This window comes from Streptomyces sp. NPDC015032, assembly GCF_043080425.1.
GTDB lineage: Bacteria > Actinomycetota > Actinomycetes > Streptomycetales > Streptomycetaceae > Streptomyces.
Map to the genome: position 1 here is coordinate 118,302 of NZ_JBIBVN010000003.1, position 13,466 is coordinate 131,767.

General features: G+C 70.0%; 8 protein-coding genes and 1 pseudogene. 8 read left to right on the forward strand and 1 reads right to left on the reverse strand.

Annotated features, from left to right (window positions below):
• Window positions 1-232 precede the first annotated feature (232 nt).
• The 5 genes and pseudogenes from ACF08M_RS06320 to ACF08M_RS06340 all read left to right on the forward strand — a co-directional run bounded on the left by ACF08M_RS06320 (window position 233) and on the right by ACF08M_RS06340 (window position 7,959).
• Window positions 233-634 carry a hypothetical protein gene (locus ACF08M_RS06320; RefSeq protein WP_392184085.1) on the forward strand — a complete coding sequence of 134 codons (402 nt, stop codon included), beginning with the start codon at window positions 233-235 and terminating at the stop codon, window positions 632-634.
• 171 nt (window positions 635-805) lie between these two features.
• Window positions 806-1,267: pseudogene (locus ACF08M_RS06325) on the forward strand (ABC transporter ATP-binding protein); the annotation flags it as partial.
• 418 nt (window positions 1,268-1,685) lie between these two features.
• Window positions 1,686-2,807, forward strand: a complete 1,122-nt coding sequence (locus ACF08M_RS06330; protein ID WP_392184086.1) for a substrate-binding domain-containing protein — start codon at window positions 1,686-1,688, stop codon at window positions 2,805-2,807.
• A 66-nt stretch (window positions 2,808-2,873) separates the two neighbouring features.
• Entirely contained in the window at window positions 2,874-6,713 is a 3,840-nt protein-coding gene (locus ACF08M_RS06335; protein WP_392184087.1) for an endo-alpha-N-acetylgalactosaminidase family protein, read from the forward strand.
• Between the two features lie 187 nt (window positions 6,714-6,900).
• Window positions 6,901-7,959 (forward strand): substrate-binding domain-containing protein, encoded by a 1,059-nt coding sequence (locus ACF08M_RS06340; RefSeq protein ID WP_392184088.1) that lies wholly within the window; start codon window positions 6,901-6,903, stop codon window positions 7,957-7,959.
• A 30-nt stretch (window positions 7,960-7,989) separates the two neighbouring features.
• Here the strand turns inward: ACF08M_RS06340 and ACF08M_RS06345 are convergent, their stop codons facing one another.
• Complete coding sequence (locus ACF08M_RS06345; RefSeq protein ID WP_392184089.1) at window positions 7,990-9,936, reverse strand: DUF2264 domain-containing protein; 1,947 nt, start codon at window positions 9,934-9,936, stop codon at window positions 7,990-7,992.
• 299 nt (window positions 9,937-10,235) lie between these two features.
• On the opposite strand from ACF08M_RS06345, the gene ACF08M_RS06350 reads away from it, so the two are divergent.
• Genes ACF08M_RS06350 through ACF08M_RS06360 form a run of 3 tightly spaced genes read left to right on the forward strand, consistent with a single transcriptional unit; the run spans window position 10,236 to window position 13,446 of the window.
• On the forward strand, window positions 10,236-11,597 hold the full coding sequence (locus ACF08M_RS06350) for an ABC transporter substrate-binding protein (RefSeq protein ID WP_392184090.1): 1,362 nt from the start codon (window positions 10,236-10,238) through the stop codon (window positions 11,595-11,597).
• Complete coding sequence (locus ACF08M_RS06355) at window positions 11,594-12,535, forward strand: carbohydrate ABC transporter permease (RefSeq protein WP_392184091.1); 942 nt, start codon at window positions 11,594-11,596, stop codon at window positions 12,533-12,535. Before ACF08M_RS06350 ends, ACF08M_RS06355 begins: the two co-directional genes overlap by 4 nt.
• On the forward strand, window positions 12,532-13,446 hold the full coding sequence (locus ACF08M_RS06360; protein ID WP_392184092.1) for a carbohydrate ABC transporter permease: 915 nt from the start codon (window positions 12,532-12,534) through the stop codon (window positions 13,444-13,446). The genes ACF08M_RS06355 and ACF08M_RS06360 overlap by 4 nt, the downstream gene beginning before the upstream one ends.
• Window positions 13,447-13,466 lie beyond the last annotated feature (20 nt).

Here is a 13,466-nt window from a genome sequence, read left to right on the forward strand (position 1 = left end):
CGCCCCGATGCAGTCGGCGTTCCTGTCGGACCGGAAGACCGGGCCGGGTACCGAGTAGCGGGCCGGCTCACGGAGGAGGCGGCGGCCGGTCGCCCCGCCGTTCGGCACATCTACGGCTCGCGATCGCAGAAAGGACCCCCGGCCGCGAAGGCGACGTTCGCCGCATCCGCCGGCGCCGCCGTCCAGAAACATCGACGTCGCCACCGACAACACTCCGACCGGCGCCCAGGACATGGCTGCGGCCACGATCACCGCCGACCCGGGGGTCAAGCACTGGGTCGTCTGGGGCTGTAACGACGAGAACGTCCAGGGCGGCGTCGCCGCCCTGCAGAACGCGGGCGTCGGCCCGAACGACATCATCGGCGTCGGCCTCGGCGCCTACCTCGCCTGCAAGGACTGGCAGTCCGGCAAGCCGTCCGGCATGAAGGCGGCGCTGTTCATCAACGGCAAGGACGTCGGCGCGCTCGTCGTCCAGCCCCTGTACGACCGCCTCAAGAGCGGCAAGGACTTCCCCGCGGAGGCATTCGCCCCGACCCGGATGGTCGACGCTGTCACCTGGCAGACCGTCGGCGTGGACGACGAGACGGGCGGCGGCGGATCGGTGGCCTTCACGGTGCTCGGCCCTGCCGCGTGAGCGGTGGGGCCGGCCGGCGTCCTCTTCCCGAAGCCCGGGGAGGTCGGCGCGCCCCGGCTATGTCTCGTGCGCCGGATGTTCTGCCCGGATGTCGACGGAGACGACCTCCTGGGCGAAGCCTCGGGCGTCGACGAGGCGGCTCATCAGCCGGACCGGGCGGAGAACGAGGTTGCTGTTGGTGACAACCTGCTTCTCGCGGTGGGCACCGCCTGCGACACGGAACTCCGCGCCGCCTTGGCCACCGTCGGGGCCGACTGGTTCACCGCACTGCCCGACGGGCTGGACACCGAAGTCGGGATCACCGGGCTTGCCTTGGACGCGGCGGCCGCACAGCAACTCACCCTGGCCCGCGTGGTGCTGGCCGACCCGCACACGCTTATCCTCGACGAGGCGACGGCACTGCTGGATCCCACGGCCGCGCGCCACGCCGAGCGGGCGCTGGCCGCCGTGCTGCGTGGACGGACGGTCATTGCCATCGCCCATCGGCTGCACACCGCCCGGGACGCGGACCGTGTGGCTGTCATGGAGGGCGGTCGGGTCACGGAATCGGGTACGCACGACGCGCTCGTGGCGGCGGGAGGCGTGTACGCCGCGCTGTGGAACTCCTGGCACGGCCAGCCGACAGGCCGGTAGCGGCCGGCCCGGCCGGGGGCACTCCAGTTCTTGGTCTGCTGGCGGTACAGCAAGACACCCTTGTGACCAGCAGGAATGATGTTCCATCGTGTCCATGGTGGGGTGTTGGGCCGCGCATGGTCCGGATCTCGGTGTGGGGACGGCAACGAGGTAGGCAGTCTTGAGTAGCTCCGGCGCGCAGGATCTGGGTGCGCTCGTGGCCGAAGGCGCAGCTTGTCGCCCGGCCTGCACGGCGGGAATCAAGACGCGCACGGCACATGCAGCCCGTACCTCGTACCCTCACCACCGGGTCAGATGCCCAAGATGGCGCGAGCGCCGGGGGCTTGACCGTGCACTCCTCGACAGTCCAGACTGCACTCTGCTTGCGCTCCGGAGGGCCGGGCAGGGCAGCGATGACGCTCTGTGAACGGGGGAGTGGATGGATGCCCGACCGCAGTCGGCTCGGGAGCTGAAGTTCCGCCAGCTGGCCCGAGAGCTGCGACGGAGGGTTCTCGACGGCACGTGGCCTCAGGGCAGCAAGTTGCCCACGGAGCAGTCGCTGGCGGCCGAGACCGGGCTTTCTGTGACCACGGTCCGGCGTGCCTACGAGGTGCTGGTCGAGCAGCGGCTGGTCGAGCGGCGGCAGGGCGCCGGGACCTTCGCGTCGGTACGGCCGGGCGAAGCCCGCCCCTCCGGCCGAGTGGTGGGGGTGCTGGTCCCGACGACCTCGTTGTACTACCCGCGGGTCCTCCAGGGAGTCGAGATGACTCTGGCGGCGGCCGGGGTGCGTATGGTGCTCGCCTGTTCACAGTACGACCAGGGCATCGAACGCGAGGCGATCGAGCGCCTGGTGAGCGCCGGAGTCGACGGGCTGCTCCTGGTGCCGCTTCTCCACGAGCTGGCCGACCCGCTGGAGCGCGCGGCCGAGCTGATGCGGCTGCCCGTGCCGGTGACGCTGATGGAGCGCCGGCTCACCGCGGCCGGGTCACGGGACACCACCGAGCATGTGTGCACGGACCACGCGAGCGGCGCCTACGACGCCGTGCGGCACCTGTACGACCTCGGGCATCGCAGGGTCGCCCTGGTGCTGCGCGGGGACGGTCCGCACGCCGCGGCGATCACAAGAGGTTTCAACGAGGCGGCGGCCGACTTCGGTCTGCGGGAGAGCGTCCGGTTCAGTCAGTCCACGGACGACTGGGATGCCGAGCAGGCCGACGAGGCGGTGGCTGCGCTCAGGGCCGACGGGGCGAGCGCCGCACTGTGCTTCGGCGACCGGGAGGCGGCGTTGCTGCTCGGGGCCGCGCGCCGGGCCGGTGTGCGGGTGCCGGAGGAACTCGCGTTGGTCAGTTACGACAACGAGTTCGCGGACGTGGCCGAGATACCGCTCACCGCGGTCTCCCCGCCGAAGCATCGGCTGGGAAGGCTCGCCGCCGAGATCCTGCTGCAGCGGCTCGCCGACGACGGAACCGGCCCTGTGCACCAGGTGCAGTTGCGACCGGGACTGGTGGTTCGGGCATCCTGCGGTGGCACATCTTCCTGGTTGTCCCGCAGTTCTTGTTGATTCCTCTCCTTCCCGCTCAGCAGCATGGGCCGCCCCCATCCCCAGGGAATCACGGAGGAGTTCCCCATGCCCCGAACAGCACGACCACGCCTGTCCCGGAGACTGGCAGCGGCCGCGGCCTGTCTGGCCGTGACCGCATCCCTGCACACGGCGGTCGCGGGCGCCGCGCACGCGGACACCGGCTCGCTCTCCCTCTCCACATCCGAGATGACCATCCAGGTCGACCCGGCCTTCCCGGCCGTCCAGCGCTACACGTGGACGGCCGACGGCTCGGTCCTGTACGGCCGCACGGGCGGCACCAACCAGATCGTCGTCAACGGGAAGGCATACACCCCCACCGTGCAGAGCACGGCCGGCGCCGACGGCGTCGACTACGTGCTCCGGATCGACGAGTTGAGCCTCACGCTCCGGGCACGGCTGTCCGTCAGCGGTCACGTTCTGACCTTCAAGGTCACGGGCATCGAGGACGGCGGCGCCGAGAAGCTCCGCACCCTCGCCATTCCCGACCAGGGACTGATCTCCGCGCGCGCCGACCAGCCCGGTGCCGAACTCGCCGATGCGCGGCTGTCGTTCAGCGGGGAATACAACGCCGAGACCGACATCGACCGGCATACCGCACTCGCCGACGCCCCGCTCGACACGGCACCGCGCGGCACCAGCTATGCGATCCTCGCCACGGACCGGCTCGCCGCCTCCGTCGAGACCAACTCGTTGGAGGACCAGTCCCGTCTGCTCGTCCGGACCACACAGACCGAGGGGACGAAGTCGACCTCGGTGACCAGCGGCACCTGGACCTGGCGGCCGACGCCCGTCGCCGGCCAGGACCCCGAGCCCACCGAACTGCCGTACGCCAAGGTCGTCCTCACCGGTGACCGGAACGCCGACGGGGCCGTGGACTGGCAGGACGGAGCCATGGCGTACCGGGAGATCATGTACCGGCCGCTGGGCGCCGAGAAGACCAAGAACTACGTGGTCTCCAACATCGAGTACAACACCAACAGCTTCGCAAGCCACCCCTTCACGCGCGTCCTCGACGACATCAAGAAGGGCAGCCTGCTGACGGACGGGCTCGGTCAGCTCGTGCAGTTGAAGGGCTATCAGGCCGAAGGGCACGACAACGCGCATCCCGACTACGGCGGCCATCTGAACGAAGGGGCGGGCGGCCGCAAGGACCTCAACCTCCTCGTCGAAGAGGCGAAGAAGTACGGCGCCGACATCGGCGTCCACATCAACTCCACCGAGGCTTACCCGGACGCCAAGAGCTTCCGCTGGGACATGACCAACGGCGAGAAGGACACCGGCTGGATCTACCGGGACGTCTCTTACCACATCGACCGCGACAAGGACGTCCAGTCGGGCGCTTTCGCCAAGCGCCTCGACGACCTCGCCGCCGACGTGCCGGGCCTGTCGTTCATCTACAACGACGTGTACTTCGGCCGTGGCTACAATGCCTACCAACTGGCCCGGCTCCAGCACCGCAACGGCTGGATGGTGCACACCGAGTTCGAGGACTACATGGACCGGGACGCGCTCTGGTACCACCGCTCGGGCCAGTACGAGGGCAACGGCGTGCGGTCACAGATCGTCCGCTTCATCCAGAACACCGACCGCGACATCTGGTACCGCAAGGACGCCACGCTCCTCAAGGGCCTGTCGAACCTCTCGTACGGCGGCTGGATGGGGCAGACCGACCTCAACGCCTGGCAGCGGAAGGTCTACACCAACAACCTGCCGACGAAGTTCATGCAGCACTTCCCGATCACCAAGTGGACCGACCACCGGGTCGACTTCACCGACGGGGTGTACTCGACGGACGCGACCGGGACCTGGCAGCTCTTCCAGGGCGACACCAAGCTCGCCGAGGGCGACAAGCTGTTCCTGCCCTGGGATCCGGAGAAGCAGGACAAGATCTACCACTGGAACGACGCGGGCGGCACCAGCACCTGGAAGCTGCCCCCGGCATGGCGGGGCCGCGACTCCGTCGTGCTCTACCGCCTCACGGACACCGGCCGCCGGGACCAGAAGACACTCAAGGTCAGGAACGGCACGGTCACCCTCACAGCCGACGCCCGCACGGCATATGTCCTCTACCCGAACGGGGCGGCAGGACAGAAGACCGTCTGGGGCCAGGGAGCGATCGTCAAGGACGGCTCCTTCAACAGTCACACCTTCGACGCCTGGTCGCGGAGCGGTGACGCCCGGATCGAGACCGGCGACAAGGGCTGGCAGTTCACCCGCTTCGACGGTTCGAAGGCCGGCCGGCTGACGCAGCAGCTGAAGGGACTGGCCCCCGGCACGTACGCGGCCTCCGCATACGTGCGGGTCACCGGCGGCCGTACCGCCACACTCGGGGTGAGCGGCCATGGCGGCGCGCCGGTGAGCCGCTCCACCGACACCTCGCCCGCCGACCTGAAGGACCCGGTCAACGTCTGGGCGGGCACCCGGTTCCAGAAGATGACCGTCCCCTTCACCGTGCCGCAGGGCAGCAGTACCGCCGTGATCAGCCTGTCGGGCGCCGCGGGCGCGGACGGCACCGCGGCCGACTTCGCCGATGTACGGGTCAACCCCACGACCGTCTCCCCGAAGACCGCGGAGCACTACTTCTACGAGGACTTCGAGGCCGCCGACCGTGCCTGGGGCCCGTTCGTCAACAGCGAAGGCTCGGGCAGTGACAACCCGCACAGCCACCGCGCGGAACGCCACGAGGGCTACACCCGGGACACCATCAGCGGCGACTTCTCGTTCAAGTCGTTCAGAATCGGCAAGGGCGAGGTGTGGCGGACCATTCCGCAGACGCTGGAGTTCAAGCCGGGCCGCACCTACCGCGTCGGGCTGAGGTACCAGTCGGACACGGCCGGCCAGTACCGGCTCCAGGTCCGCTCGGGCGGCGCGGGGGCGGAGAATCGGGTCCTGGTCGAGGACCCGCTGCCCACCACGACCGGCCGCGCGCTCGACAGCTGGCCGTCCGCCGACGATCCCCGGCCCGCAGGCTGGGACGACAGCGCACCCCCGCAGGGCAGCGCACCCAGCAAGGAGTACGGCACGGTGTTCTCCACCGGTGCCGAGGCGTGCGGCGACGCGTATCTTGCGCTGACCTCGGCCGGCGGCAAGGGCGCGGTGACCGTGGACGAGCTGGTGGTCGACGACCTCGGCCCGGCCCCCACGAGCGGCTCCGGATGCCCACAGACAGGTGCGCTGACCCTGTCCGTCGACGACATCAAGGCGAGCCCCGGCCAGGAGCTCCCCGTCACGGCGACGTTCACCAACCACGGCACCGCCCCGGCCACCGACGTCGAGGTGAAGCTGACCGTGCCCACCGGTTTCACGCTGCTGCCGTCCTCTCCCGCCACCGCGCCGAGCGTGGCGCCCGGCGAGAGCCTGAAGGTCTCGTACACCCTGCTGGCCCCGGCCGACCTGAGGTCCGGCTCGTACGACATCACGGGTGAGGTGACCTCCGGCTACCTCCGGCGGCCCGTCACGGCCATGACCCACCAGACGATCACCGTCAACTGTCGGCCCGGTGTCCGCTGCGAGGCGGAGGACGCGGTGCTGAGCGGGACGTCGGTGGAAACGCTGGCGCGAGGACAGAGCGGTGACGCCTACGTCAACTATCCGTCCGGAGCGGGAGGCTTCATCGAGTGGACCGTGGACGCGGCCGAGGCCGGCGACCACACCCTGGCGATCCGCTACGCCCTGCTGTCCGGCGTACGGCCGCTGACCCTTTCGGTCAACGGGCGGACGATCAGCACGACCGCCTACCCGGTCACCGGATCGTGGTCCACCTGGTCCGACGCGACGGCGACGGTCCCGCTGAAGGCGGGGTCCAACACCGTTCGGCTCACGGCGGCCGAGAACGACGGACCGAACATCGACTACCTCACGGTCACGGCAGGCGGCAACGGCTGAGACCGCCTCTTCACCGACGGCCCGTGCCCGGCAGTCTCCGCTGCCGGGCACGGGCCCCTGCCGTTCGCCCGGCCGTACGGCACCGCATGCCTGCCGCGTCAGGTCGATCGAATGATACAAATTGATCAGACAGGGCCGCGCGCCGCCGCGATTCGCGCCGTGGACGCGCACCAGGGAGAGGAAAACGATGACTCTCACAGCCGAGGAACGCCGGGCGCGGATCCTCGAAGCCGTCGGCGAACTCGGTACGGTCCGGGTCGTGCACCTCGCGGAACGACTCGGGCTCGCCGCCGTCACCGTACGCCGGGACATCGCCGCGCTCGCCGACAACGGGCTGCTGAACCGCTCGCACGGCGCCGTGTCGCTGCCGCGCGGAGCGGCCACCCCCGCCTCCACCGGCCGCGAATGGGTCATCGGCATGCTCGTCCCCACCGCCGGCTCGTACTTCGACGAGATCATCGCCGGCGCCCGAGCGGCTGCGTCCGCTGCCGGGGCGCGCCTGGTGCTCGGCATCGCGCCGTACGGGGCCGCCGAGGACCGCGCTCAGGTCGGGCAACTGCTCGAGTCCGGCGTCGACGGTCTCCTGGTCACCCCCAACTGGACCCCGGATGGCCCCAGCGGCGTCGGCTCCTGGATCAGCGAACTCCCCCTGCCGACCGTACTGGTGGAGCGCCGTGCCCCTGCCGACAGCGTCGGCGCCGGTCTGGACTCGGTGGCGTCCGACCACGGCCACGGCGTCATGCTCGCGCTGCGCCACCTGGCCGGACTAGGTCACGGCGCAGTGATGCTCACCGCGCGGCAGGACACCTGGACGGCTTACCAGGTACGGGCGGGCTACACCGAGGGGGTGCGGCTGCTCGGTCTGGAGCCGCGACCGGTGATCGACATCGAGCACCCCGGCCAGGACTCCGAGGCCATCGGGGCGCGGATCGCCGAGGGCGTCGCGGAAGGGGCGCGGGCGGTTCTCGTGCACAACGACAAGGAGGCCATCCAGCTCGTCCCGGTCCTGCGTGCCCGTGGCCTCCGCGTGCCCGAGGACGTGGCGGTGATCTCGTACGACGACGTGTTCGCGGCCCTGGCCGCGCCGCCGCTGACCGCCGTGGCCCCGCCGAAGCGGGCAGTCGGCGCGGCGGCCCTGGAGTTGCTGCTGCGCCGGCTGGGCAGCGGCGACGAGCGACTGCCGGTGCACCATCTGGAGCTGCTGCCGGAGCTCAAGATCCGCACCTCCTGCGGCGGCTCCGGCTGATCCTCCGTCAGGTGAGCCGGCGCACGGCGGTCACCGTGCCGTGCGTACCGTCACCGTGACGGCCTCAGGTGCAAGCAGGGCCTCGAGTTCGATGCCATCGGTCCGGCGCACACGGATCCGGGTTCCCTCGACACGCACGTGGAGCGCCGCGTCGGGTTGGGGCTCGGCGCCGACACCCGCTCCGGTCAGTCTCGCCGCGGCGACGAACAGCGAGTCCCCGCCGCCCGTGCGGCCACGAAGGGCGGGTACCGCGCCAACGGTTCCGTAGGCGGTGCCGGTCGGCAGCGTGTGGGTGCCTACCGCGGTGAAGCCGTGGACGTTCTCCAGCGACGAGAGCAGCCGAGTGCCGTCGGCGGTGGCAGCCACGACCCGGGCGGACAGGCCGTCCGTGCGTTCTTCGACGGCCGTGCCTGCCGCGGCCCAGCCGCTGTGCCGCACCTCGGTGCCGGGGCCGGCCCCGGTGACCAGGTGCGCGTGAACCTCGTCGACTCCCGAGGCCAGGACCACGGAGGTGACGGTGACGCCGGGGAGTTCGGCGCCTCGGATGCGGGGACGGTGCGCGGAGGCGGCCCAGCCGTCGCCCGCGCCGAGCGGCCGGATCCGGCCGCGCTCGCTGAGCTCGCCGTCGACCAGCACGCCGACGTGGTTGTCGGGCGTGTCGTCGAAGGCCGGGCCGGTGGCGGTGGAGTGGGCGAGGCGGGCGTACAACGGATTGTCGGGCTGTACGTGGTCGGCGGGCTGGTCGTCGCTGCCGTGGTTGTGGAGCCGGACGATCCCGTCGGCGGCGGTGGACTGGATCAGCCACCCGGGCCGCGGAAGCGGGACAACGGCGTCGGCGCGTTCGACCGGTGCGGGTTCCTCGACCGCGGTCCACGCAGGATGGCCGGAGGGGAGGAGAAGTCCGAGGAAGCCCTTGCTCGCCCAGTACGGCGAGGCGGGGCCCGAGTACTCCTGTACGAGCGGCAGGTGGGGCCCGTGCCAGCCCAGAGTGAGCAGACCGTCCTCGTCCAGGGCTCCGTGGTCGACGAAGTGGCGCAGCACGCCGGAGGCGACGCGGCGGGTCGCGCCCGGTGTCAGTGGGGTGTGGCCGGTGAGGGCGCCGGCCCACAGGGGCGCGGTGGCGGCGAAGCGATAGGTGAGGGAGCGGCCCTGGTGCATCGGGGATCCGTCCGCGCCGAAGGTGTGGGCATAGCCGTCGAGGTGCGCCGCGAGCCGGGGACCGTGCACGTCGAGCAGACGGGTGTCGCCGTTCAGGTGGGCGTGCAAGGAGGGGTAGAGGTGGAATGCCCAGCCGTTGTAGTGGTCGAAGGCGCGCGGACGGCCGTCGGTGTACCAGCCGTCACCGAGGTACCACTGTTCGATCTTCGCCAGTCCGCGTCCGACGGCGTCTCGCGCCGCGCCGTCCTGGTCGGCGGCGATGTCGGCGAGAAAGCCCCCGACGGTGAGCGGGAAGAGCCACCAGTTGTTGTCGACAGGGGTGTGGTGCAGGGCTCCGGTCAGCCAGGCCCGTGTCCGCTCGCGCACCTGCTCGTCGAGCCGGTCCCAGAGCCAGGGGCGGGTGATCCGAAGGGCGAGCGCGATCGATGCGGCCTCGACCATGGCCTGGTTGCGGTCGCCGATGACGAGCCAGGAGACGGGATCGCGTGGGGTGAGGTCACGGTCGGTGGTCGGGGTCCTGGTCCCGGCTGCCAGGCCCTCGGTGTAGCGCTGCAGGAAGCCGTGCGGGTCGTCGCCGCCAGCACCGGCGACCCGGAAGGCCGCCAGCAGGAAGGTCCTGGCGAAACCTTCGAGGGCGTCCGAGCGCGTCCCCGAGATGCTCGGACGGGGGCCGGGCAGGGGGATCAGGGCGTGTTCCGGACCGGCATGGCGCAGGGCGGCCGTCAACAGCCCGTCGGCGACCGCCTCCCAATGCGCCCTGGTCCAGCCGGTGTACGGGCTGAGCGCGCGGTCTTCCGGCGGAAGCGGGATCGAGGACATGATGGCTGCTCCTTGGTCCGATCAGGCGGACCGAATCTAGGGATCGAGAGATCGAACGTCAAGGATTCGATCGAATAATCTCTGTCAATCAATCCGATCTCTCGACAATCGCCCATAAATGCAAGAGGTATCCGACGCAAGCGAGCAGCCCGCGGTGATCACATCGGATCATTTGATCCAGATCTCTTGACTCTGATCGGAGTCGGTCGCACGATGGCGCCACCCGCACCGGCCGGCGGCTGTCGGCCTGCCGGGCCCCTCCCCCACGAGTACGCCGCCCTACTCACAGGAGCCGAGCCATGTCCTTCAGAAGCAACCCTCGCCGCGGCCGCAGAACCCTCCGGCTCGCCGCCGCCGTCACCGTCTGTGCACTGTCGCTGTCGATTGCCACGGCCTGCACCAGCGGTGACTCGGACGGCGATCCGCGCAGCGACGGCGCGGGCAACGCTCCGGTCACGATCACCTTCTGGGGATGGGCCAAGGGCACCGAGGACGTCGTGAAGGCGTTCAACGCCTCCCACAAGGACGTCCGGGTGACCTTCGAGCAGATCCCGTCCGGCAACGCCGGCGGCTACGCGAAGATCTCCAACGCGGTCAAGGCGGGCAACGCCCCGGACGTGTTCAACGTGGAGTACGGCGCCCTGCCGGACTTCGTCAGCCAGGGTGCCGTCCAGGACATCACCCCGCTCGTCCCGGACACGCTCAAGGCGAAGTACCTGCCCCAGGCGGTCGAGCTGACGACCCTCGGCGAGCGCAGCTGGGCGCTGCCCCTGGACGCAGCCCCGCAGGCGTTCTTCTACCGCAAGGACCTGTTCGCCAAGGCGGGCATCATCGCCCCGCCGAAGACCTGGGCCGAGTACCGCGCCGCCGCCGAGAAGCTCAAGGCCACGTCGCCGAACACCCGGATCGGCACCTTCTTCCCGGACGACCCCGGCGTCCTGGAGGCACTGGCCTGGCAGAACGGGGCGCGCTGGTTCGGCGCGTCCGGCGACACCTGGACCGTCGACCTCGACGGCCCCGCGACCAAGCAGGTCACCGACTTCTGGCAGCACCTGGTCTCCGACGACCTGGTTCACTCGCAGGCATCGTTCAGTCAGCAGTGGACGGCCTCGCTGCAGAAGGGTGAGACCGCCGGCTACGTCGGTGCCGCCTGGGGCGGCGGCGTACTCAAGAGCACGCTCGCCGACACGTCCGGCGCGAAGGGCAAGTGGGCGGTGGCCCCGGTTCCGACCTGGGACGGAAAGCCCGCGAGCGGCATGCTCGGCGGCTCCACCTTCGCCGTCTCCAAGGACAGCAGGAAGGCCAAGGCGGCGGTCGAGTTTGCGACCTGGGCGACCACCACCCCCGAAGGGATCCAGGCCCGTATCGCCTCCGGTACCTCTTCGTTGTTCCCCGCCTCCCCTGACCTGGTGCCGGTCGCGAAGGCGGCGTTCAATACCGATTTCTACGGTGGTCAGGACATCTACTCGGTCTTCATCGACGCCGCCAAGTCGGTCAAGCAGGACTGGCACTGGGGTCCCGCCATGGGCACCACCAACTCCTCGATGAAGGACGCCTTCGGCAAGCTCGGCGCGGGCGGCACCATCCAGTCCGCCGTGGACGCGTCCCAGCAGGCCACTCTCGCCGAGATGAAGACCCGCGGACTCAAGGTCGCTCAGTGAGCCGGCCCGACACCTCCGTCTCCCGCGCCGCCACCATCGGGCGGCAGCGCGGGAGAAGCGGGGCTCCGGTGCTGCTGCTCGCCCCCTTCTTCGCGCTCTTCACCGCGGTGACGCTGGTCCCGATCGGCTACGCGGTCTATCTGAGCCTGTTCACCGAGCGTCGCTCGGGGCTGGGATTCGGGGACGCCGAGACGATCTTCACAGGACTCGGAAACTATTCCCGGGTACTCGGGGACGGGGCCTACCTGGACGGTTTCCTGACCATCGCCCGGTACTGCCTGATCTACATCCCCCTCATGCTCGGCCTGTCGCTGGTCATGGCACTGCTCCTGGACTCGGCCCTCGCCCGGGCCAAGCGCTTCTTCCAGCTGGCGCTCTTCCTGCCGCACGCCGTACCCGGCATCATCGCCGCCCTGATCTGGACCTACCTCTACACCCCCGGCATCAGCCCGGTGGTCAACGCCCTCGACTCGGCCGGCGCCCAGCTCGACCTGCTCGGCCACCCCTTGCCCGCCGTGGTGAACATCGCCGTGTGGGAGTGGACCGGCTACAACATGGTCATCTTCTACGCGGCACTCCAGGCCATTCCCCGCGAGGTCCTGGAGGCCGCGGTCGTGGACGGCGCGAGCCCGCTACGCACCGCCCTCAGCATCAAGATCCCGCTGATCCGCGCCTCGATCACCATGGTCGGCATGTTCACCGTGATCGGTTCGCTTCAGCTCTTCACCGAACCCATGATCCTGCACACCACCGCCCCGGCCGTGGTCAGTTCCTGGACGCCCAACATGTACGCCTACACCGCAGCCTTCGAACGCAACGACTACGGCCTCGCCGCCGCCGCCTCCGTGCTGCTCGCGCTCGCCGCGGCCGCCCTGTCGTTCCTCATCACCCGGGTCGGCCGAGTTCGGTCCGAGCGACGTGCGGAGGTCACAGCATGACCACCCTCGCACCCCGGAAGCGCGCCGCCAGGTGCCCCTCCCGGCCCGGTCCCGCCCAAGGCACGCGCGCGGGGCGGCCGTGGACCCTCTCCAAGGCGACGGTGAACGGCGCGCTCCTGCTCGCCACCCTTTACACCCTGCTGCCGCTCGGCTGGCTGCTCACCGCCGCCGCCAAGAGCACTCCCGACCTGCTCGGCGGCAACACCCTCACTCCGTCCACCTTGCACCTCGGACAGAACCTGCACGACCTCGCGACCGCGGACGGCGGCATCTACTTCCGCTGGTACCTCAACTCCCTGCTCTACGCGGGACTCGGCGCCCTGCTCTGCGCGTTCATCTGCGTCTGCGCCGGCTACGCCTTTCACGTCTACGCCTTCCGTGGCAAGGAGAAGCTGTTCGGCCTCGTGCTGCTCGGTGTGCTGGTGCCCACCACCGCGCTCGCCCTGCCGATGTACCTGCTCGCCTCCGAGGTCGGCATCGTGAACACCTTCTGGGCCGTGTTCATCCCTTGCCTGGTCAACCCCTTCGGGGTCTATCTGGCACGGGTCTTCTGCGGCGGATACGTGCCCGGTGAGGTCCTGGAGGCGGCCCGCGTCGACGGCGCGGGGGAGCTGCGCACCTTCTGGTCGGTCGGCCTGCCCATGGTGATGCCCGGCTACGTGACCATCTTCCTGTTCCAGTTCACCGCCATCTGGAACAACTTCTTCCTGCCCTTGGTGATGCTCTCCGACAACCGGCTCTTCCCGGTCAGTCTCGGCCTCTACTCCTGGAACGCCGAGACCCGCTCCTTCCCCGACTTCTACCCTCTCGTCGTCACCGGCTCCCTGCTCGCGATCGTCCCGCTGGTGGTCGCGTTCATCGCCCTCCAGCGGCACTGGAAAGCCGGCCTCACCGCGGGCAGCGTCAAGTGACCCTCCCGCCCCACCACTTC